A 23479-nucleotide genomic window follows, 5' to 3' on the forward strand; every position below is an offset into this window, starting at 1 on the left:
CAAATGTGATCGCCCAACAAGCAAATGTGATCGCCCAACAAGCAAATGTGATCGCCCAACAAGCAAATGTGATCGCTCAACAAGCAAATGTGATCGCTCAACAAGCAAATGTGATCGCTCAACCTGACTTTTCACGGGATGTGGAAAAGGGGATAGACTTTTGCAAGAGGTCTAATATTTAATAACCAATGCCCCATACGCACTTGCCCTGAGCGAAGCCGTTCGCGTAGCGTCTCGCAGAGAAGGGATGCCCAATGCCCTACATTTACAGACGATTAATTTCTTTTGTAACTAACTTCCAGCCTTCAGCTTCGTCAATTAGCTTCATTGACTCTAGTTCGAGATTGTTGAAAGCAGATGCATGAAGGAGAAAGTAAGGTTGCCCGTTGTAGTGCCAATAATATTCGAGTTCGCCAACAGAAGCGGGAATGATGGTGCGATCGCTATAAAAATCCAACGAGGGACGATGATAAGGAAAAGATGTGTAAATTTTCCTCGTAGCTGGATTTGCCCGCACGATCATGGCGGCGACTGGTTTAACTGGATAAGCTTCAGATAATTCCCAAACCCAATAGTTAGATTTCATTAACAGTAGCAACGAAATATAACTTCCCCAAAACAAAATCTTCAGAAATTGCCCATCACCTCGTTCGGCCAAAATAGCTGCTAAAGTCATAGTTAAAGCTACTGCGGCAAAAATCAGTTGTAAGTCTGTTTTCGGTGTTGTACCCCAACTGAAATAAATACTACCAGCAGAAGCGGCTACAGCAAGTATCGCCAAACCAGCAACCCAAGCACGGGGATAAGATGAGAGTAAAGGCGAATTTTCTGTATCTGATAATTGGATACCAAAAGCTAAAGCTAAACTAGGATAAATTGGGAATAAATACCAGGGAACTTTGGTAATCATGAAAGAAATTACCAACAGATAAACCCCACTCCACGCCATTACTAGTTTTGCCCAACTAAGGTTGCGATTTTCCCAAGTTAAGCGGATAGTTTGCGGTAAGAATAATAGCCACGGCCATGTGTATTTGAGAAGTTCAATAACGTAGTACCAAGGTAGTTCAGGATTAGTTTCTACAAATGAGCCAATTCGGCCTGGTGATGGGTTTACAAGGCCAACTTGGGCGAAAGTGTAACCATAGTGAATTAATTGGGCACTATACCAAGTAGCTACAGGCAGAATACCAATTACGATTGCTATCCACAGATAGTAACAAGTGAGCAGTCGTGGCGTATCCCAAAACAAAAATATGATCGCGATCGCACCTAGTAATACGCCTAATAATCCTTGAGTAAGGCAAATTAGCCCAAAACTAATCCCAACACCAAGGCAATAGCGTAAATCTCGGCGCGATCGCAACACGCACAACATCATCACCATCAAAAAACTTACCATCGCCCCATCCAACATTGCCAACCGCCCATGACGCACCACCGGTAGCATTGTTAAATAAATCAACGCGCTATAAATAGCAGCCCAACGTTGGCGAAATATCTCACGAGCAATGCAATACAGTAAAGGTACAGATGTCGCTGTTAAAATTGCTCCAGGCAGGCGCGTTGTCAACTCATTTTCGCCTCCTAAAGAATAAGCCCAAGCAATTAGCAAATGCATCAAAGGCGGTTTGTTATGATATGGTTCACCTCCTAACGTTGGGTAAAGCCAACGCATTGATCCTGCTGGAGCATGCCAAATTTCACGAGCAACCTGTGCCACAGTCCCTTCATCCCAATCTCGCAACGGCAATCCTCCCAGATTGATGCTAAACAGTAACACTGCTGCCAATAGCAATATTATTAGCCATACCCAATCAATCCATTTGCCAACCGTGCGATGCTGTTTTTCTAGAGGACTCCAAATAAAGCTTCCTTCTTGCATATTCTATGTTAATCATTTTACTTTCTGGTTTGATTACATAGAGACATCTAGCGAATCTCCAATGTTGTCACCCAGTAACAACGTATTTATTAACAATTGCTAGTTTCCAAGATTAACTCAAGTTTCTCTAATTAGCCCTATTTTTTGAAAAATTTATATTGGTTACTTAAATAACATTTTAGCTAACAAATGATAAAAATAATACAATCAATAAATTATTTTTTACCTTTTTAACAGTCCGTAAATTAACTTGTATTTATTTGAATGTAACACTTAATTTAATTTTTATATACCTAAATTTTATCTAATTAAATTTTAATTCAGTTTAGTTAACGTTAAAACTACAAGCGTTTTTAATTAAACAATTTTCATAATTTTAAATTTAGTTAAGTAATGATGTAATTAAATTATCTATGTTATAAAATCTTATCAAAATATTTTTTAAAAGAATAAACTTCGATAAAATTATGGGAGTCTGTGAATGAATTTACCTGTAGTTGTGGATATTGCTATTGGTTTAGTTGTGATTTACTTGATTTTGAGCCTGATAGCTTCTGAAATTCAAGAGCTAATTTCTACATGTTTACAATGGAGAGCTAAACATTTAAAAAAATCAATTGAATTACTTTTAGCAGGTGGTAGCGAAACTGAAGACTCAGATATTACTAAAGCAGAAAACTTGGTAGATAAACTTTTTAATGATCCTTTAATTAATACCTTGAATCAACAAGCCAAGGGAAAAATGGAAACGCAGCTTCGGGGAATTAGCAAAAGTATCGATACAAACGGACTAGAAGAAAAACAAAGCGGCCCTTCATATCTTCCTTCAGAAACATTTGCAATTACTTTATTAGATGCCTTAAAAATTCCCCAGCTACTTAATCATGTTAAACATCCTAGTGAAGATGATAAAACTAATTTATCTATAATATTAGCATTATACAAAGAACTTAAAATAGGTGTTAATAATCAAGATAGTGAAGAATACAAAAAAATTAAAGCAATTTATGGAGATATTGATCAAAAGTTTATAGATTTTGTTAATAAAGATTTGCCGGATGATGTACCTGATAATTTAATTAAGAGTCTTAGCGTGCTTGCTCAACGGAGTAGAATAAAGATTAACGACCTCACCGAAGAGATGAATCAGTTTCAAAATGAAGTGGAAACATGGTTTGATCGCTCTATGGATCGAGCTAGTGGCGTTTATAAGCGCAATGCAAAAGGAGTTGCAATTCTAATTGGGATATCAGTTGCCATATTCACCAATACTGATACATTTCACCTAGTTAGTAGATTGTCCCAGGATTCGGCTATTCGCTCTACTATTACTCAAAGTGCAAGTCAACGAGCCGATTTTATCAATGATCCAGAAGCCAGAAGGCAAATTGAGAAACTTTTAGGAGATGCTTCTGTTCCCATTGGATGGCAGAATATCAATAAGCAGTTTGAGTTATTAGATGTTGAACACTCGAACAGCGAAAAGGTTGTCTTAATTAGAATTTGGCAGGGTTGGAAATTAATTTGCGGTTGGATTGTGAGTGGTTTAGCTATTGCGATGGGTGCGCCTTTTTGGTTTGATATCCTGAATAAACTTGTCAATGTGCGAAATGCAGGGCCAAAACCTGTTGCGTATACTAAGGATCGACCATCTCAGAAATAACGTTTCAATTAAAAAATAAAAATAACTTGGAGTTTTAATTCTTTATTCTCAACAGTAATGTTAATTTGCCTGATAAACTCTCGAAAGTAAAATCGTCGTTCTGTTTCCGATAAATCTAACCAAAATTGTGGTATAGAAACAGCTTGAGCAACAGAACGCAAGTTAACTGGGGGAAGAGTCGCTAACTTTGCTTCGAGTGCAGAAATTTCTGTGCGGAGTTTGTAAGCCCTTAACTTTGCTGTTTCAACATCTAAAATTCCAGTTTCAATTAAAGCGGGTAACTGAGCAAGTATTTCTTGCTGACGAGCGATCGCTTGTCCTAAACTATTCTTGATTGCATCCAACTGAGGAAAATTCATCCCCGCGACGGCTAAGGGTAAATCACGGCAAACGGTTTCAATTGTATGTTCTAAAACCTCTTGGTAGGGAATAGCCTTACACTTGGGGTGTTGAGGACAGCTAGTAGAACGTAAATAAAGATACTCCTTATCTTGGTTGCGTTGGGTAACACGAGTAACTGTTAGATGTGACTGACACTCAGCACAGACAACCAACCCAGCTAAAGAACGCCTAGCACTAGCAGTTCGGGGTGGTAAACGGCTGTTACGGCGTAAAAGTCGGTCAACTTGGGCAGCTTCTTCCTTAGAAATTATTGGAATATGGGTGTTAGAGATAATTTCACCATTTTGGTAAGCTGTATTGCCGCGATAAACTGGATTAGTCAGCCAGCGCCTTCCTGTGGTGACAGAGATTTTTTTGCCGTATTTTTTCGCCAAATAACGAACTGAACCGCGCAGCGAACCATAGAGTAAAAAGTGTTCAAAAAAATCTTTGACTACTGGTGAAGTACTACGATCAATAGTATATTGTCCTTTACCTCTGCGATAGCCGTAGGGAACTTTGCCCGGTGGCGGTGCAACCTCAAGACGATTACGGGCATGTCCTTGACGGATGCGACGGCTACGTTGCTGACGTTGGATTGCGTGTAGCAAATTCAGCAAGTCAGCGCCCAGAGGGTAATTTTCGGAAGTGTAGGGTTGTTCTGTGGCAATTATTGCTACTCCTATTACTTCGAGTTTATGTAAGCGATCGCTAATTTCCTCTACAGTATCCCCTAATTCTTCCAACCGACGAATCAACAGATAATCTGCTGGTTCAGTTTCGCAATCAGTAAATAATTGTTGTAATTGCGACCGCGTAGCCTGTGCAGAAGACTCTGGCTTACCCAAATCTTCATAAACCCGATCCACTTCCCATCCCCAATCACCCTGATCGGGAGCAGATTCTAGTAGCGGATTGGTGTAAGAGTAAGCAATTATTTTCATTAGTCATTAGTCATGAGTCACTTATCAGTAATTATTATTCTCTTCTGCTCCCCCTGCCTCCCCTACTCCCCACTCCCTACTCCCCTTTATTGCTGACTCAACTCGATAATATTTCCATCAGGATCTTGAATGAATAAAGCAGGGCGACCAGAAGCACTGGGTTGAATGGGATAATTATGATTGAGCAACTCTTGTTTAGCAGCGTCCAAGTTAGCGACTGAGAAAGCTACGTGAGGGTTGCGTCCCCATTTTTCGTTTGGGTTTTCGGTGGGTACAGTAGGTGCAACTATTAAGTGAATTTGATAGTTGCCGACTTGATACCATGCACCAGCGTATTTTAGGGAACGATCTATTTTGGATAATCCTAATACTTTGCCATAAAAGTGTTCAGAGCGTTCTAAGTCAGTCACGAGAATTGCTGTATGGAGACTTTGGGTAATCTGCATTGTCGGTAAGTGCGATCGCATTTATTTAAATTTTGACGTAGTTTTGGCATATACTTTGACCTCACTTCCATTCCTCTCCTAAAAGCAGAGAGGCTTTGAATCTTACTCCCCAACGCTAGTAGGGAAGGGGCCGGGGGTTAAGTCTGTATTGAATTCAACACAGAAGCGTTATTATATTGATGTGATCGCGCTGCTTGCCAATAAGTGCTGCCTTGCCGTTGAGTATTTGCATCGCCGTGTTATCTCAATGCAACCTCTTGCAATTTGATTGTATCGACTAACAATGTGATTGTATTGACTGACAATGCGATTGTTTTGGCTAACAATACGATTGTTTTGGCTAACAATACGATTGTATCGACTGACAATGCGATTGTTTTCGCTAACAATACGATTGTATCGACTGACAATGCGATTGTTTCGGCCAATAATGCGATTGTACCAACTTGCTACGCCTGCCTAATGAGTATGATATGGTCGCGCCCCTGTTAAATGCCATCACCCCATTATTCCGGTAATTTCTCTAACGCCTCCCGTGCGATCGCCCCCCAATATTCATCCTTATACTCAACATATATCTCCAACGCTGTCTGCAAATTAACCCTCGCCTCTGTGTAGTTTTCTTCTGCTTCTGCAAGCGTTCCTAAACAGTGGTAAGTGAGTGCTTGGGAATAGTGATCGCCAAATTCGATTTTGATAGCCAAAGCTTGTTGGTAATTGCGCCGCGCCTCCTCAAATTCCCGCAAATCTTGGGCAACTCTTCCCAACTGATGATAGGTACTAGCTTGGTTGTAGCGATCGCCATATTCGATTTTGATAGCCAAAGCTTGTTGGTAATTGCGCCGCGCCTCCTCAAATTCCTGCAAATTTTGGGCAACTATTCCCAAATGCTGGTACATTTTAGCTTGGTTGTAGTGATCGCCATATTCGATACAGATAGCCAAAGCTTGTTGGTAATTGCGCCGCGCCTCCTCAAATTCCCGCAAATCGTGGGCGACATATCCCAACTGGTGGTAGGTGCTGGCAGAAGAATAGCGATCGCCAAATTGGATATTGATAGCCAAAGCTTGTTGGTAATTACACCGCGCCTCTTCAAATTCCCGCAAATTTTGGGCAACCATTCCCAACTGGTGGTAGGTGGCAGCTTGAGAATACTGATCGCCGATTTGTTTCTCAATTTCTAGACGCTGTTGATAGAAAATTGTCGCCTGTGTAAATTGTCTCAAGTTTAGATAAGCACTCCCCAGTTTCAACAATGCAGCAGTTTCGCCGCGAGGACTCTGAAGTTGCTGTGAAATACTTAAAGATTTTTGATAATAAGTAATTGCTGTATCAAATTGCCTTTCCTGCCTATAAGAATCTCCTAATGTGTTGAGGACTTCAGCATGAAAGGTGGAATCTGGAAACTCATTAGCTATTTTTTCGGCTTCTTCTAAATATTCTCTAGCTTTGATAGGTTCTATCTTACTTAGATACGCAACTCCTAGCTGATGCAAAATATTACTACAGTTGCGTAGGTTTTCTCCTGTGGGATGATGTCCAGTAGGTTTATATTCCATTAGCAGGCGGTGTAATAAATCGATCCGCTCTTGCTTTTCTGGAGGTTCTAATCTGTCTATTATTATTTCAGTATTTTGAGTCTCATTAATTGCATAATCTTTAGTAATTTGAGGTGTTTTAAAACGAAACATCCCCGATTGCCAAGCCCAAAAATCAGGAGCAAACTTGGCTAACCGAGTCAGCGCATAATCTGGCAGAATAAACAGAATGGGATGAGGAACAGTTCTCTTATAAGCATCTCGGACAAAGTTGAGGTCTTGTAAAACTGGCGGATAGTCTCCATAAACGCCAATAGACTTTTCTAAACCTTGTACAACCAAGACTAATTTTTTATTAGATTCTATCTCAATAGTTGGTAATATCTTAAGAATTTCATCTTTAATAAATCGCAAATTTGCATCAGAAAAATTCAGATTCACAAATTGAATATTCCGACATTCAGGATTTGTCTTTAACGCCTCAACTAATATTTCTGCATCTGGGGGAAAATTAATTTCCACAAAACCGATGGTAAACTTTTCTGCAAAGTCTACAAAGGTAAGTAATTCAGCAAATACCTCTTGATTCAGCGCGATAAACGCCCCAATTTCTGAGCTAAGGTTGCGCTGCGAGTGCGGATTCGATAGCTTTTTGGAAGAATTCATTTTGCTTCACCACTGGATTCGGGTAATTCCATCGTTTATCGCCGTTGTATTCCAAAACTGAAGTGTTAAACAGCATTAACTGACCTATATCATCTTTGCTGACATTCTTGGTTATACACACTTGGGCTAAAAACGCATAATGTTCTTCGGGAATAAATCTTTCAAAACTAAATTGCTGTTGTTTCACAGCATAGATAATATCTTCAGCAATAATTTTGGGATGTTTACGAGTACTAGCAGTTTGGCAAGCAGTCCGCATCATCTGCATTAATTGGCGGACATGTCCTCCACTGGCTTTTGCTAAATCTAGCAATTCCTGGCGAGATTCAAATACAGCATCAATATCTACCCGCTTTTCGATAACACTGGCGACTGCTTCTAGTCCCGTTTGATTGTAGTTTAAATGGCAGCGATCGCGTTCAAATTCATAAATATTCACCATTGGGACAATATGAGGATTCCCATCAAACTGATTGAGTGGGTTTTTAGGCGAACAAAGCACAGAAATTGGAACTGTATAAATTATTGTGCAGTATAATTCTTGTAACTGAGCCGCGTAGTCAAAAAATAAATGTTCTGCGATCGTCGGTGGTACACGATCCATATTGTCAAAAATAATCAATAAACCCTTACATTCAGGGAATTTTTTTCGGAGTTTAACGTAGGCATCTCCTAATAAAAGATTAATATCTGCTTTGAGACGGGATAGGTCTTTTTCTAAAGTTTGGCGAATAGTAGTTTTTTGCTTATCAGAACCTTTAATTTGTGCCAGTAATTTGACCATCAATTTAGCAATAAATGGAGCTTCTGGTTTCAGAGTCGCTTCTCCCTGAATACTGACAGATTTTTCTACACTTTCTTCGGTTTCTTTGGTAATATCCTTAAACCAAGATTCAAAGTTTTGCAAAAGTTGAGAATCAAATTTTAAATCTAATTTACGCAACTCAAATTCTACTTGTTTTATGACGATTAAATATAAATCTGTATAATTAGCATCATTAATATCTGTTTCTTCGTTAACTTCTAAATAAATTACGTGGTATTGTTCTTCCCATTGCTTCTGAATACGTTTTAATTCTGTACTTTTGCCACAGCCACGATGTCCGGTAAACAAAATAGTGCTGAAATCTGCGGGTTCTTGAAAGTCTAAAATTGTACTAACGCTGTCTATTGCTGAAGTTTTGCGGACTGCTGATAAATCAACATAGTACCGCTCCATATCTGCACCCTCTAGCGGTTCAACATTACAAACTTGAAATGCAGCTTTGAGAGTATTAGCACGCTGTTGATTCATTGGGTTTTGACTAACTTTATAGAGGCGACTTTCTCCAGATTAAATTTTAGGCGATCGCAGTGTGACTTTACATTTAATAAAAGTTTACTTTTTAATTTATCAAGTCTTTGTAGTATATTATACTTTAACAAATCGCATAAAAATATAACTTTCAGCTTTACCCAGCACTGGATTGCACAAGAGTGATTTTGTTAAACTAGCGATCGCTTATAAACCGCACTGTTAAGTATAATTTACTAACTTGACTCAAAATTATACTTAATTGTCAATCCTCCAAAAGATAGAATACATGTTATTTACGCTTACTTGGTTAATTTTGATCGACCAAATTAAAAGGTTGCTCATGGTCATTTTCGCTCAACTACACTGGGTTATGTGAAAAAACAGCATAATTAATCAATTAATATCAATTTCAGTAAGACAATTGAGTATTAGTAACTTCTAAAAAATTTACCCAAACAAGCTTGTATATTGCTCAAACATTTGAAAGAATAACTAAAATAATCATCAATGATACTAAATTATTAATTATTATTTCTAATTTCTAAGTTATTAATTTCGATATGATGATTGCCTCATCGGCGAAAAAATTAACTTTGCTATTACTACTATTTAAAAATTATCTTTTTGAATTTAATACAAAAACTACATGGATCAAGTAATTACTGCAATGGCAGATGCTTTGTTTATAACTAATAATATAGGGAAAATAAAAAAAGTAAATCGTGCTGCTCAACAATTATTTGGTTTTAGTGAAGAAGAATTAATTAATAAACCAATATCATTAATAATTGATGAAGAGCAAGTTTTAATAGAAGCCATTCACCAGCATTCTTCTTTTCAGAAAAATCTTCAGAATTTAGAGGTAGTTTGCCGAACCAAGACTAGAGAAAAGCGGTTGATTGCTTTTTCTTGTTCAGTAATTCCGAAAAAAATAAAAGGATTAGAGGAGATTGTCTACATTGGTCGGGATATTACCGCTCGTCAGCAACGGGAACAACGGACAAGTGCCCAGTATGCTATCACTCGTGTATTATCAGAATCACAAACTGTAAAACAGGTAATTCCGAAAATTTTGCAGTCGATTTGTCAAAACTTAGGATGGGATTTAGGTGAACTTTGGGCACCAAGTCAATATATTGGTACTTCTATACAAGGAGATAGCCTTAATGCAGTATTAAGGTGTGTAGAAATTTGGTCAAGTCGAGTAATTTCTGCGCGAGAGTTTAAAGCAATCACCTGGCAAACTACATATACACCCGGTGTTGGCTTACCTGGCCGAATTTGGATCAGACGTTTGCCTTTGTGGATTCAAGATATTACAGAAGATGGAGACCAAAGGCGATCGCAACCTGCTGCTGAGGCTGGATTACATGCAGCTTTTGGCTTCCCCATCTTAGACGATAGTGAAATCTTAGGAGTGATGGTTTTCTTTAGCCGGGATGTACAACCAAAGGATAAAGAGTTATTGCAAATGGTGGGTTCTATTGGTAGTCAAATCGCCCAGTTTATCAAACGCAAACAAGCAGAAGATGCTCTTGTAGAAAGTGAAGAACGATATCGAGATTTATTTGAAAATGCTAATGATTTGATTCAATGCGTTAATGCCTATGGTCGTTTTTTGTATGTCAATCGTGCATGGCAAGAAGCTTTGGGATATAGCGAAGCTGAAATTGTGAATATGAATATTTTTGATATTATACATCCAGAGTTTAAACAAGACTGTTTGCAAAAGTTTTATCGGGTGCTGTCAGGAGAAAAGATCGGGCAAGTTAAAGCTGCATTCGTTACTAAAGACGGTCAAACAATCTTTATAGAAGGTAATATTAACTGTAAATTTGTTGAAGGTTATCCAGTTGCGACTCGCGGCATTTTTCGCAATATCACCCAGCGATTAGCAACAGAAGAAGCGCTACGCCATCAGCAGGAAGAAACCGAGCGTTTGTTGAGGAATATTTTGCCAGCAGCAATCTCCAAACCCTCGAAAGAAGTAACTAACATAGTCGAAGACGTTGCTGATGTCACAGTTTTATTTGCAGATATTGTCAGCTTTAGCGATATTGCTGCTTCTATGAGTGCAATTCAACTGCTAAACTTACTCAACTCGATTTTCTCAACTTTTGATCGCCTCACCGAACAATATGGTTTAGAGAGAATTAAAACCATTGGTGATGCTTATATGGTAGTTGGTGGTTTGCCCACACGCCGCCAGGATCATGCTCAAGCGATCGCTCAAATGGCACTCCAGATGCAAGCTGCGATCGCTCTATTTAATACTGAGAATAACCAAAACTTTAACATCCGTATCGGCATCCATACTGGTTCCGTAGCTACAAGAGTAATTGAATCTAAAGAAATTACGTATAATCTCTGGGGAGATACAGTAAACATCGCCCAATACATGGAATACCAAGGTATTGCTGGTAAAATACAAGTTACAGAAGATACTTATAAATTTTTGCGTAATGAATTTGTATTTGAAAAGCGAGGCGAAATCGAAGTTCAAGGCAAAGGGAAAATAACCACTTATTTGTTGATTGCACACAAGGGATGAGGGGCATTTGAAAGAGGTAATTTTTTATTCTCCCCCTTGCCCCCTGCCTCCCCTACTCCCCACTCCCTACGTATTCGGAATCAACCGCCCACAAGGATAAGTTGCTGTTTGCTTTTGGGCACTTTCAGCCACTGCTGTTGGAATTTGATCCGATGATTGGGTTTTGGCTGCTAGATAGTCTTTTTGCAGTTTATCCAAAATGGCTTCTCGCTTGTCGTATACACGCTTCAGTGGACGAGGTTCGCACTTGTTCAAGACGTATGCTGTCACCAATGGTAGAGCGATCGTGCTATCGGTATAACAAACAATTGTGTTAGGTAACTCTTCCGGGTCAATCTTACCCCAACTGACAGCTTCCGATGGAGTTGCTCCAGACAAACCGCCTGTATCGGGACGCGCATCGGTAAACTGCACAAAGTAATCGTGTCCTCGTTCTTCTAGCCCCAATACCTCGTGAAGTTGCGGTTGGGTTTGGAGCAAAAAGTTTTTGGGACTACCGCCACCAAGAATTACAGCTGCACTTTTACCTCCAGATTCACGGGCATTATATGCGATCGCAGCCGTTTCATTGACATCAATTGATGGATCTAACACCAACTGCGAACCTTCCAAAGCCAAAGCCGCCACATTCATCCCAATAGAGCTATCTCCTGGAGAAGACGTATATATAGGCACGCCATACTCATAAGCTGTAGCAAGCAAGCAGGAATTCTGTACACCCAACTGCTTTTCTACTTCCCGAACATACTTACCTAGTAAATGGTGAAACTCAGCAGTTCCCATCCGCTTCTGAAATGCTTCCCCTTGCAAAATTTTGCGGATGAAAGCATCAGTTTCTAGTAGCACATCGTAACCAAAGATAATGTCATAAATGCGAATAGTGCCTTCCTGGCGCAGTTTCACATCATCCAAAAACGGATTACCAGCAAAAAGTTCAAAACCCAAACCGTAGTGCATATCGTGGTAAAGATTTGCACCAGTGCTAATCATCCAGTCAATAAAGCCATTGCGAATTAAGGGTGCAAGTGCTGAAACCCCAAATCCTGCTGGCGTCATCGCACCGGAAAGGCTAACTCCCACCGTCACACCTTCTGTTAGCACATCACGACTCAATAATTGGCAGATTTCCCGCAATCGTGCTGAGTTGTAAGCGGTAAAGTATTGATCAATCAAATCCACCACATTGATATCATTTGATATAGGTGTAGGTGCGATTTTTTGACCCAGCTGTTTAGACATTTTGGCACTCCCGAACAGTAAACACGCCGAATCTAATAGTATCTAGCTTTCAACCAAAGTTACAGCAATTTTACTAGTGTAATACCGCGTAAATCCACCCACGGCACGAAGAAGAGGTCATTTCCCTCTGCCCTCTGCTTCTTCGTTGAGATTTTAAAAATATTAAATTTAATAAAAGATTTAATAGATCGAGACAGGTATACGCTACCTACATGGAAATGCGTCAACAGAGGACTCAACCAATGGGATATGTAATTGCTACTGCAAATATGAAAGGTGGCGTTGGTAAAACCACCCTCACTGTCAACTTAGCTACCTGTTTAGCTAAAAATCATGGTAAACGGGTGCTTGTCCTGGATTTAGACAGCCAAATTAGCGCCACACTCAGTTTGATGTCGCCTCTAGATTTTGCCAAGCGTCGTAAACAAAGTAAGACATTTAGGTATCTGATTGACCAAGTTATCAATCCAGAACCAGAAGCAAAATTGACAATTCAAGATATCATTCAATCCCAGGTTTGTAATCTTGCTGGACTTGATTTATTACCAGGAGATATCGACTTATATGATGAATTTGTTGTGTCAGAAATGCTACATCAACAAGCAACTGCTTTGGGTGAACAAGACTTTGAAACAATTTGGAATCGTTTTGAAAGAGTCTTGATAAATAATATTTTAAAATCTGTACGTCAAGAATATGATTTTATTCTCTTGGATTGTGCGCCTGGATATAATTTATTGACTCGTAGCGCTTTAGCTGCAAGTGATTTTTACATACTTCCTGCTAAACCAGAACCTTTATCAGTGGTGGGTATTCAACTGTTAGAAAGACGCATTGCCCAATTAAAAGACAGTCACGGAAATGAAACCAAAATAGATATAAAAATGCTAGGAATTGTATTCAGTATGTCTAGCGCTAACCTTCTCACTGGCAGATACTATAAACAAGTGATGCACCGCGTTGTTGAAGATTTCGGTGTAGAAAAAATTTGTAAGGTACAAATACCAGTTGATGTCAACGTTGCGAAGGCTGTTGATAGTTTTATGCCAGCTGTTTTAAATGCTCCCCAATCAGCTGGTTCAAAAGCGTTCTTTCAATTAACTCAGGAGTTGTTGCAAAAGCTATAGTTATAGCTCCAGAACTGATGATTTCAACGAAGAGGCAGGGAGCAGGGGAATGACTTTTGACTTCGCTGTACCCCTTCGGGGAAGCAAGCTACGTACAGCGTCCCGTAGGCAAAGGGCTGGCCCCATAATAACCCTATTAAAGGCTGCATGCCTCCTGCCTTCCTCGATATATAGTGGTAATAATTAAGTAGTTTTTCTGATAAGTCCAGCGTTTATACTGAAGCTATCTACAGTAATATTCGGCTATTGAGTGAAGAGGCCAGTAAATCTAGTTAAGAAACAATGCTTACTAAAAATTCTCTACAGGCAGAGAAAAGTCAACACTCGGTAATGCCTTTACCACAAACTCTGAGTTATCTCGAAACCTGGGGCTTTGGTTTAACGGGTCATGTGGGGTGGATTGGTACTGCCCCCATTATTCATGCAGCGTTAGGGCCTAGAGCTATCTTAGTTTGGTTCTTTGGCACGATCATTTCTTTTTTACTCAACTTGCAGGTACAAAGTTTAGGTAGACATTGGCCAGATGTCGCTGGAGGAACACCAAACTATACCACAAGGCTACTAAAGAACTTTCCTAGCTTAGGCCGTTACGTAGCATTAGGATACTTTTTTAGCTGGGCAGCAGCACCAGCACTATATGCAATTATTCTTACAGACCTAATTAAAGTCAATTTTGAAACATTAGATATTTCTTGTCCAGAAACTTTTTTAAAAGTTCTTTTTACAGTAATTCCTTTTATTTTGGCTTTCAGTGGCACTCGTGCTTTAGCACTCCTGCATTTATTTTTTGTATTCCCAGCCATTTTATTACTACTTTTGTTTTGTTTTCAAGGCGTAGTATGGTCAGCCTTTTCAACCACTAGTTTTAAACTTATCCTAAGTAACACAGAGAGCCTGAGCTTTGAAGAATGGGCAAAGTGCTTTTTTCTAGCTAGCTATTCAATTTATGCTTGTGAAACCACTTCTTCTTTTGTTGCTGATAGCCGCCACCCGTATAAAACTTTGCAGTTCTTAACCGTAGCTGCTTGGCTCATTCCTGCGGTGTTTTTAGGTGCTTCTTGGGTATTAATGTGTTCGTCTCCAGACCCAACAATAGGTAGCGATGTATTCTTAAATCTGGTGGCAGCTTCTAAGCCTTTTTGGGGTGAATCTGCCTCTTTTATAGTTACACTTCTCATTACTGTATCCTGCCTTTTAAGTGCTGCTACGGCAGTTTCCAACTCTCCTCGGATATTATATCAACTTGCTTTAGACGATCAGCTTTCTCCTCTATTTGCATTAGTTTCCCCCGAAGGTGTCCTTGGGCCCGCTATCTTAGTTACCTTTCTACTCAGTCTGCTTTGTCTAAATTTGGGAAATGTAGCTCAACTTGTCACGGTAGCAGGCACCTGTTATCTCGTGTCTATTATGGGTCTACATCTGGGATTATGGCTGTGTCGGGGCAAACCGCAGGTGTTATGGCCTTGGTGGTCACTTAGTTTTTTCTGTATAGAAGCAGTAGTTTTAATAGTAGGAGGTTTAGCTTGGAATTGGAGAGATTTTTTAGTGGGTTTATTATTACCTATTATTCTGATGATAGGAGATGTCGCGCTACGTCGCTCAAATTTAGAACCATTACATCTAAAATGGTGGAGACAGCATTACAGCGTTAGGTCTAGTAGAAACAACCAGGATTTTGTCGTACTACAGGTGATTGTTCTAGTATCATTAATTTGTATTACTGCTACAACCAGTTGGCTTCTCCGCGATTTATTAGACAAAAATTATCATTACATTCATAATTCTTTGCTAGCTATTCTGTTAGTGACGCTTTCTGTTGCAGGGGTTGCGATCGCTTGCTGGACTACTTTACCACAAATCGTTGCTATTGATAATGCACGCAAACAAGCAAAAAGTCTGTTTATTACTACTCTCGATACCGTCCCCGATACTGTTTTAGTCTTAGATGAGAACGGTAGAATTTGCCAGACAAATGCTGCTGCTGAAGAATTATTTCAAACAACTATTCAGCAGCTAATTGGCAAAAAATTGAATCAACTTTTAATCAACTATCGCGGCAAACCAGAGCAATGGTCTATTAGAAGTGAGCAAACCTTAAAAATCAACCAAGGTCTACTAATTGTCGAATCGACTATTTCACAGCCATTTAATTCCCAGTTACGAGAATATGTTGTTATTATCCGTGATATTACTAAGCGTAAATTAGTAGAAAAAGAATTAGTTCAGTATCGTCATAAGCTTGAGCAGATGGTTCTAGAACGCACCGTTGAACTTATTAGAGTGAATCAACAACTTGAGCAAGACATTATCAAGCGTCAACAAGCACAAGAGCAATTACTGCACAATAGTCTTCATGATGGGCTAACCGGATTACCTAATCAACGATTATTTTTGGAGCGAGTACAGGGAGCAATAGAACGTAATAAACAACAAAATAAATATTTATTTGCCGTACTCTTCTTAGACTTAGACCGCTTTAAAGTTGTTAATGACAGCCTTGGACATCTACTTGGAAATCAACTTCTAATTGAAATTTCTCATCGGCTAAAATCAGTTCTGCGAGTTGGAGATATAGTTGCCCGTTTTGGTGGAGATGAATTCACAATATTAATTGAGGAAGTTGAGGATATTAGCACCGCCATACAGGTAGCCGAGCGAATTAAAAAAGTTCTAGCTATACCATTTCAATTAAATGAGCATAGGGTATTTACTAATGCTAGTATTGGCATCGCTTTAAGTAAAGCAGATTATGAACAAGCAGCGCAGATTCTACGCGATGCTGATGTGGCAATGTACTGCGCCAAATCACTTGGTAAGGCACGCTATGAGGTCTTTGACCGAAAAATGCACGAGGGTGCATCTTTGCTTTTGGAGTTAGAAACTGCTCTGCGAAATGCACTACTCAAACCAGAAGAATTTTGTCTTGATTACCAGCCAATTATTTCACTGACAACTGGTAAAATTATTGGATTTGAGGCACTGATACGTTGGCATCATCCAGAACGAGGGCTTATTTGCCCTCAAGATTTTATTCCCTTAGCAGAAGAAACTGGAATGATTCTTAATATCGGGCAATGGGTGCTTTATGAAGCCTGTAATCAAATGCACAAATGGCATAAACAATTTCCTAGCTCATTACCTTTGACAGTTAGCGTTAATTTTTCTGGGAAACAAATCACCCAACCTGATGTATTTAAACAAGTTAAAGATATTTTAGAGGAGACTGGGCTGAACCCATGCAGTTTGAAATTGGAGATTACCGAAACCTTATTGATGGATAATTTTGAATTAGCTACTACCGTACTTTCCCAGTTAACAGCGCTGAATGTCGAGTTGCACATGGATGATTTTGGTACTGGCTATTCATCTCTGAATTATCTGCATCGCCTACCAATCAAAACCCTTAAAATTGACCGTTCTTTTGTCAGTAATATAGGTAGTCGAGGAGAAAATTTAGAAATTGTTCGAGCTATTGTGACATTAGCTCATAATTTAAATATGTCTGTAACAGCAGAAGGGATAGAAACTGTAGAGCAATTAGCACAACTGAAGGCTTTACAATGTGATTATGGACAAGGATATTTTTTCTTACCAGCTATGGAAAGTGCAGAAATAGAAATATTACTTGCTGGTAACTTGTGTTATAAAAACTTTTTAAAGAAATAAAACAGGAGTCAGAATTCAGGAGTCAGTATTCAGAATACTCTACCCATAAAAGAATAAAGTTTTAATACCATTTCACTAAAATCCTGATACAAATTCTTTCCCCTCTGCTCCCCTGCTTGCCTAAATGTATCAACCTTAAAGTGAAACGGTATAAGGGGAAAATTTTTAATAGTAGTTGCTTCTATCAGAAGCAAAGGTGCGTGGCGGGAAGTTTGCGGTAGCTTCTCGTAGAGAAGTATGGTTTTAAACCAATATTTAGAACCTAGTCGTACAGAATTAATACTGAATTCTCGTCTCCGGCTCCGCTCCTAAGTTATGAATTATTTTCATAAAATATTGGAATCAAATTCTCTTTAGAGAAATCTCGTAAAATTGGGCGATTAAGATAGCTTGATAACCTAAATTAGTTTAGTACTGGCTGTAGCTGGAAATCCTCGGCGTTATCAAATAACTCTTCTTGCAAAAGTTCATTAATAAAAATATCAATTTTCTTCCGATTAATATTCTGCATGACTATAATATGTGCCCAATCTTCAAAAACTGCTAACTGCCACTTTTTAATTAACCTTTGAGAAGGTTTTTGAAATACTACGGTATTAGAAAAATTATTTAACATGCATGGATATTCTCTTATTTGAAGTTGTTGTAAAAGATATTGAGCATTATCAACACAAGTATTTGCTTCTCTAGCTAATCCATCATAACCTCTTGTTTGCACTGCATACCAGAGAATTAGGGGAGTGTGACCATTTCTAGAACCTAGAATTGTTGTGTCTGTTGAACCAATATATTCAATTGCTGTTTCAACTTTTTCTACCCATTTTTTCTTGGTTAAAACTACACCGCAAGGTAACGGAGAACCAATGAATTTAGCAGAAATAGCTATGCTATCTATGGGTTTTTGAAAGTTAACTTGGGGAGCGTCATCTAAAAACGGTAATATTAATCCTGAAAGTGCAGCATCACAATGAATGTAGTAATCTTTAATCTGATTGCGCTCTAAAATTTTTAGAACTTTGTCTAGGTTATCAATTGCACCTTTGACGGTAGTCCCAATATTTAAATTTATGATGGCTGGATAACTACGATTTTCACTAAGTAGTTGTTCAAAATGGTTATAATCCATTTCTCCATTAATTTGCGAATTAACAACATTATGTTGAATGCGGAATAATTTAGCTGCTTTAGGAATTGAGTAATGAGAGTCTTGTGATGAGTAAAGAATCCCATTCGGGTAGATTTCCCTTGCTAAGAACATTCCATATAAATTACCTTCAGTTCCGCCAGCAGTAACATAACCCCAAAACTGATCTTCTGGAATCTTGTAGAGGTTAGCAAAAAAAGATAATACTTCTTGCTCGAAATTCCGAGAATGAAGACCAAAATCTGGCTCTATGTATGGATCTCCAGCATTATTTAATAAATAATTGAAAAACTTTGAGATCGCACTGTAATCACAACTTAAATTATATGGATACCCTGCATGAAACTGCGATCGCTGTTCTATTTGTACCAAAAAATCTGCCAAGTCTTTAGCAACTTTATTTGACATATCTTTGTGTCTCTTAAATTTTGATTGGCTTAATACATGTTTTAATCTAAGTTGTACGTATTAATCAATACCTTTATATTTTCTTAATAATCTCTATATAAGGCTATTTTATCAGTATTTCTACGTGAAAATGCTTATTTACTTCAGTAATACTACCCAAATTTTTTGCGAGAAAGTCTATTGTACTTAGAACTTACGTACTGAATAAAATAACCGTAATGTGTATTAGGCAATTACGCAAAATATTAGACTTCTTGCATAAGTCGGGAAAAGGGGAAGGTGGGGCCCCCTCTGAGGATAAGGCTATGCATTACCCACATCTTTCTTTACAATCTCGAAACGCTTGTTTTGTAGGCATCTTAAACACTGAGGTGTGAGTCATACTTGACAAATTGGCTCTTAATATTCTCACTAAAATTAGGTTTTTATTGAGAATTAACGACAGACGTATCAGGGTTGTAAGAAACGTGAGTGAATACTCTCGCAATTGTTGAGAAAGATCCGGGTAATGGATAGGGGGATAAGGGGCGGGGGGAAGGGGAAAAACTTCTGTATCGTCCTTTTCCCCTTTAACCTTTACCCTTTTCCCTTTCTTGCAAAAAGCACAAATGCCAAGAGGTCTATTTCAGGCGGTGACTGAAACCTGATTTAACGTGAATTCCACAGATGATGTATTGTCTATCTAATTAGCTGAATGAAAAGACTACTAATACCAATTCGCACTCTTGCTAACGCCCCGCTTTGCTGTTTTCATGCCCGCAGGGCTGTACGCAATTAAGAAACTTAGATACAGCAATGCTTTCAAGGTTTGCATCTGTATCAGATTTTTCGTGAAATGGTATAAGAGGTTTTACTAGCCAAAAAATTCGCTTGAGTCGATGGGGAGTATTATCTCCCGCACCTCTCAGTTAAATCTGGGCGTGCAATTTTCACCGCACCCAGCTTCCGATGTTCTTAGCTTGCGCTTTTGCTCATGTGTTTGTAATCGTGGCAACTCTCATGAATTGCTTCAAGATTATTTTTCTTCCAGTTGGCGTGATTTCCATCGATGTGATGCAGATGTATCTGTTCTTCATCGATGAACTTTAAGCCGCAGGATGCACATTTATAGTTTTGCTTCATGAGAGCTTTAGAGGTTTCGCCTTTTGGTGACAGTAATCTGCTGTCAGGCTGGATTAGTTATTTACGGGCTGGATACCGTGATTCACTAATCAACGAATCGCAACCTCTCCGAGTCAGAGAGGGAAAAACTTGAACTTTAGTTCAAAGCAGGGAGAGGTTTGTTGAACTAACGTATATTTACTAGAACTTTCCGGCTAAGGCTGCAACGCATCGTTCGCAAATTAAGGGATGTTCTGCTGATTCTCCCACATGAGTAGAGTAGTTCCAACAGCGATCGCACTTTTCTCCATCTGCTTTCACCACACCAATTCCCCAGTTTTCCGTCTGCGCTGTATATTCTAATCCTTGCAACCCTTCAGCAGAATCTAATAATTCCACCTGGGAAGTCAGCAATAGATATCGCAGTTCGTCAATACCGTTACCTTTAACTGGGTTAAAGGCTTTGATAGCATCGCCTAACTGTTTGTGAGGTATATGAATCAAAGCTTTGGCTTCCAAAGAAGAACCAATCATTTTTTCAATCCTGGCTTGTTCCAACACCTTGTTAACATCGGTGCGGAGTTGTCGCAGGGTTTCCCAAAATTCCGCTAACTCTGGATTACGCCATTTGTCCTCAACCTGTACCCAACCGGCTTCAAATACCGATTTGTAAGGTGTTTTGTAGGGGAGATATTGCCAAATATCTTCGGCAGTGTGGGATAGTACTGGTGCGATCGCTCGTGCTAAATTATCTAAAGCTATTTTCAGCACCGTTTGACAACTGCGGCGGCGGAAAGCATCTTTTGCACTGATGTACAGCCTATCTTTGGCAACATCTAAATAAAAGTTAGATAAATCTACCACGCAGAAATTCTGCACTGTTTGGAAAAAGCGGAAGAATTGGAAACTTTCAAAGGCTTCTGTAACTTCTTCAAACACTTCGGTGATGCGGTGCAGCATATAACGGTCAAGTTCTGGCAATTCCTCAAAAGGAACTGTATTTTTTTCCGGGTCAAAATCATCCAAGCTACCCAATAAAAACCGCGCCGTATTGCGGATTTTGCCTCTAACATCATTCATTTGCTTAATGATGTTTTTGCCAATGCGGACATCACCAGAGTAGTCTACCGATGATACCCACAATCGCAACACATCTGCACCGTAAGGCGGTTCTACTTTTTGATTTTTTCCGCCTTCAATGATTGTATTTGGGTCAACCACATTTCCTTCTGACTTACTCATCTTTCGCCCTTGTTCATCCAAAGCGAAGCCATGAGTTAGCACAGTTTTATAAGGCGCAATGTCATTTACCGCTACACTGGTGAGCAAACTTGACTGGAACCAACCGCGATGTTGGTCGGAACCTTCTAAATATATATCAGCCGGGTAGCGTAACTCTGGACGCTGTTGGACGACAGATGCCCAAGATGAGCCAGAATCAAACCATACATCCATTGTGTCTGTACCTCTGCGGTAAGACTTACCATTTTGACGATAGGATTCGGGTAATAACTCCTCTACTGAAAGTTCCCACCACGCATCAGAACCTTTTTCTGCGATAATTCCTTGAACGTGGTTGATAATTTCTTCATTCAGCAGTACTTCCCCTGTGGCTTCATCGTAGAAAACGGGAATGGGTACACCCCAACTGCGTTGACGAGAAATACACCAATCGGAACGTTCTGCGACCATTGGCGTGATGCGATTTTCACCTTGGGCTGGAATCCATTTTACAGTGGCGATCGCCTTTAATGCTTCTTCTCTAAATCCTTCCACCGAAGCAAACCATTGTTCAGTGGCGCGGAAAATCGTTGGTTTCTTCGTCCGCCAATCATAAGGATATTTGTGGGGATATGGTTCTTCCTTCAACAAGGAACCAGCCGCAGCCAGTGCATCAATTACCGCTTGATTTCCATCACCCAGCACATTCAACCCAGCAAATTGTCCCGCTTCTTCGGTAAAATTGCCATTGTCATCCACTGGTGCAAGGATAGGTAAACCATAACGTTGACCAACAATGTAATCTTCTTGACCATGACCGGGTGCAGTATGTACCAATCCAGTACCCGACTCAGTAGTGATATAATCACCGCCCACAACAATTGGACTTTCCCGGTCAAATAGAGGATGACGGTAAGTAGTATGTTCTAAATCATTCCCTTTAAAGGTGGCTTTTACAGTTAACTCAACTCCCAACGTTGAAGATAAACGTTCTACTAAATCAGCAGCAACAATTAGGTATTTGAAATTACTCTGCGCCTGTGCTTTTGAAGGTGAAACTTCCACCACTGCATAATTCAAATCTGCATTCACCGCTACAGCCAAATTCCCCGGAATTGTCCAAGGTGTAGTTGTCCAGATAGCCACACCCAAATCTGACAAATATTCTGCCAACAGTGGTTTTACAGTTTCTGCCAAACTTGTAACTGCAAAAGCTGCATAGATACTGCGGGAAACGTGACCTTCTGGATATTCCAACTCAGCTTCAGCCAAAGCGGTTTTAGAACTGGGACTCCAGTGAACAGGTTTCAAACCGCGATAGATGTAGCCTTTTAAGAACATCTGACCAAACACGCCGATTTGAGCCGCTTCATAAGCCGGCTTCAAAGTTAGATAAGGGTGGTTCCAATCACCCCAAATACCGTAGCGTTGAAAATTTTGGCGCTGGTCGTTTACTGTAGTTAGAGCAAATTCTTCCGCTTTCTGCCGCAGTTGTAAAGATGTTAAGTTTTGCCGTTCTGCTGACTTCATGTTCTGCAAAACTTTTAACTCAATTGGTAAACCGTGACAATCCCAACCAGGAACGTAGCGAACTTTACGCCCTTTTAGCAGTTGGTAGCGATTAATAATATCTTTGAGAATTTTATTTAAGGCATGACCAATATGGAGTGAGCCATTAGCGTAGGGAGGCCCATCGTGCAGTATAAATAATTCGCCAGGGTTATTTTCGGAGAGGCGATCGTAAATTTTATTTTCTTCCCAAAATTTTTGGATTTCAGGCTCACGCTTGATGGCGTTTGCCCGCATATCAAAATTAGTCTTGGGTAGGTTTACTGTATCTTTGTAACTTCCTGATTCGGTCACAGTCTCATGCCTAGAATTAGGTGTGCAGGTTTTATTAATTATAGAAGATGACATCAAAACCAAAATTTGCTATCTGAACGTGAGTTTGATAAACCTCTCCCTACCTTGAATTTTCGTTAATAAAAAAGATAGGATTCCACAAAGGCGACGTTGATAGCGAGTCTTCTCCCTACAGCCCTTCGGGCATCCTACGGCAGGCGCTAGCCTCTCCCTTTGGGAGAAGGGGAGACGCCAAGGGCGATAGCGCAGCGTTAGCGATCGCGAGCGTCATAGCCCGTCGTAGACATGATTAATTACCCCCCTTAATCCCCCCTTGGAAAGGGGGGAAAAAGAAATCTA

The 23479-nt window shown here is 39.6% G+C and carries 14 protein-coding genes and 1 pseudogene; 5 read left to right on the forward strand and 10 right to left on the reverse strand.

The annotated features are described in order from the left end of the window. Positions 1–182 (forward strand): hypothetical protein (locus RMY00_RS23630; protein ID WP_322649870.1); only part of this gene is annotated, 182 nt, incomplete at its 5' end. 83 nt (positions 183–265) lie between these two features. On the opposite strand, the gene RMY00_RS23635 is transcribed toward RMY00_RS23630, so the two are convergent. Further along, positions 266–1885, reverse strand: a complete 1620-nt coding sequence (locus RMY00_RS23635) for a glycosyltransferase family 39 protein (protein WP_322649871.1) — start codon at positions 1883–1885, stop codon at positions 266–268. 499 nt (positions 1886–2384) lie between these two features. On the opposite strand from RMY00_RS23635, the gene RMY00_RS23640 reads away from it, so the two are divergent. After that, the gene (locus RMY00_RS23640; protein ID WP_322649872.1) at positions 2385–3548 is read left to right on the forward strand and encodes a hypothetical protein; all 1164 of its coding nucleotides are present in this window, start codon (positions 2385–2387) and stop codon (positions 3546–3548) included. 8 nt (positions 3549–3556) lie between these two features. On the opposite strand, the gene RMY00_RS23645 is transcribed toward RMY00_RS23640, so the two are convergent. From RMY00_RS23645 to RMY00_RS23660, 5 genes are all read right to left on the reverse strand, one after another. Continuing rightward, complete coding sequence (locus tag RMY00_RS23645; protein WP_322649873.1) at positions 3557–4873, reverse strand: recombinase family protein; 1317 nt, start codon at positions 4871–4873, stop codon at positions 3557–3559. Positions 4874–4959: 86 nt separating this feature from the next. Next, positions 4960–5319, reverse strand: a complete 360-nt coding sequence (locus RMY00_RS23650; protein WP_322649955.1) for a VOC family protein — start codon at positions 5317–5319, stop codon at positions 4960–4962. Positions 5320–5490: 171 nt separating this feature from the next. Continuing rightward, entirely contained in the window at positions 5491–5751 is a 261-nt protein-coding gene (locus RMY00_RS36245; RefSeq protein ID WP_416212096.1) for a hypothetical protein, read from the reverse strand. Positions 5752–5825: 74 nt separating this feature from the next. Beyond that, positions 5826–7523 carry a tetratricopeptide repeat protein gene (locus tag RMY00_RS23655; protein WP_322649874.1) on the reverse strand — a complete coding sequence of 566 codons (1698 nt, stop codon included), beginning with the start codon at positions 7521–7523 and terminating at the stop codon, positions 5826–5828. Continuing rightward, positions 7474–8817 carry a P-loop NTPase fold protein gene (locus RMY00_RS23660; protein ID WP_322649875.1) on the reverse strand — a complete coding sequence of 448 codons (1344 nt, stop codon included), beginning with the start codon at positions 8815–8817 and terminating at the stop codon, positions 7474–7476. The genes RMY00_RS23655 and RMY00_RS23660 overlap by 50 nt, the downstream gene beginning before the upstream one ends. A 649-nt stretch (positions 8818–9466) precedes the next feature. On the opposite strand from RMY00_RS23660, the gene RMY00_RS23665 reads away from it, so the two are divergent. Continuing rightward, complete coding sequence (locus RMY00_RS23665) at positions 9467–11371, forward strand: adenylate/guanylate cyclase domain-containing protein (protein WP_322649876.1); 1905 nt, start codon at positions 9467–9469, stop codon at positions 11369–11371. A gap of 66 nt (positions 11372–11437) precedes the next feature. Here the strand turns inward: RMY00_RS23665 and RMY00_RS23670 are convergent, their stop codons facing one another. Then, positions 11438–12610, reverse strand: coding sequence for a homospermidine biosynthesis protein (locus tag RMY00_RS23670; RefSeq protein WP_322649877.1), 1173 nt, complete (start codon positions 12608–12610; stop codon positions 11438–11440). Between the two features lie 242 nt (positions 12611–12852). On the opposite strand from RMY00_RS23670, the gene RMY00_RS23675 reads away from it, so the two are divergent. Then, a complete protein-coding gene (locus tag RMY00_RS23675; RefSeq protein WP_322649878.1) occupies positions 12853–13737 on the forward strand; it encodes a ParA family protein in 885 nt (294 codons plus the stop codon). Positions 13738–14019: 282 nt separating this feature from the next. Further along, positions 14020–17403 carry an amino acid permease gene (locus RMY00_RS23680; protein WP_322649879.1) on the forward strand — a complete coding sequence of 1128 codons (3384 nt, stop codon included), beginning with the start codon at positions 14020–14022 and terminating at the stop codon, positions 17401–17403. A gap of 403 nt (positions 17404–17806) precedes the next feature. Here RMY00_RS23680 and RMY00_RS23685 read toward each other — a convergent pair whose 3' ends face one another. The 3 genes and pseudogenes from RMY00_RS23685 to ileS form a co-directional block, all read right to left on the reverse strand. Further along, entirely contained in the window at positions 17807–18955 is a 1149-nt protein-coding gene (locus RMY00_RS23685) for a histidine decarboxylase (protein ID WP_322649880.1), read from the reverse strand. 954 nt (positions 18956–19909) lie between these two features. Next, positions 19910–20098 (reverse strand): annotated as a pseudogene (locus tag RMY00_RS23690) (HNH endonuclease); the annotation flags it as partial. Positions 20099–20257: 159 nt separating this feature from the next. Next, positions 20258–23140: an isoleucine--tRNA ligase gene (ileS, locus tag RMY00_RS23695; RefSeq protein WP_322649881.1), complete on the reverse strand. Its 2883-nt coding sequence runs from the start codon at positions 23138–23140 to the stop codon at positions 20258–20260. Positions 23141–23479: the final 339 nt, after the last annotated feature.

This window comes from Nostoc sp. ChiVER01, assembly GCF_034531155.1.
Classification (GTDB): domain Bacteria; phylum Cyanobacteriota; class Cyanobacteriia; order Cyanobacteriales; family Nostocaceae; genus Nostoc.

What these genes read in the sequence shown, in the direction of transcription:
- RMY00_RS23635 (WP_322649871.1), bottom strand. Translation starts at nt 1,885, where the DNA reads ATGCAAGAAGGAAGCTTTATTTGGAGTCCTCTAGAAAAACAGCATCGC.
- RMY00_RS23645 (WP_322649873.1), bottom strand. Translation starts at nt 4,873, where the DNA reads ATGAAAATAATTGCTTACTCTTACACCAATCCGCTACTAGAATCTGCT.
- RMY00_RS23650 (WP_322649955.1), bottom strand. Translation starts at nt 5,319, where the DNA reads ATGCAGATTACCCAAAGTCTCCATACAGCAATTCTCGTGACTGACTTA.
- RMY00_RS23655 (WP_322649874.1), bottom strand. Translation starts at nt 7,523, where the DNA reads ATGAATTCTTCCAAAAAGCTATCGAATCCGCACTCGCAGCGCAACCTT.
- RMY00_RS23660 (WP_322649875.1), bottom strand. Translation starts at nt 8,817, where the DNA reads ATGAATCAACAGCGTGCTAATACTCTCAAAGCTGCATTTCAAGTTTGT.
- RMY00_RS23665 (WP_322649876.1), top strand. Translation starts at nt 9,467, where the DNA reads ATGGATCAAGTAATTACTGCAATGGCAGATGCTTTGTTTATAACTAAT.
- RMY00_RS23670 (WP_322649877.1), bottom strand. Translation starts at nt 12,610, where the DNA reads ATGTCTAAACAGCTGGGTCAAAAAATCGCACCTACACCTATATCAAAT.
- RMY00_RS23675 (WP_322649878.1), top strand. Translation starts at nt 12,853, where the DNA reads ATGGGATATGTAATTGCTACTGCAAATATGAAAGGTGGCGTTGGTAAA.
- RMY00_RS23680 (WP_322649879.1), top strand. Translation starts at nt 14,020, where the DNA reads ATGCTTACTAAAAATTCTCTACAGGCAGAGAAAAGTCAACACTCGGTA.
- RMY00_RS23685 (WP_322649880.1), bottom strand. Translation starts at nt 18,955, where the DNA reads ATGTCAAATAAAGTTGCTAAAGACTTGGCAGATTTTTTGGTACAAATA.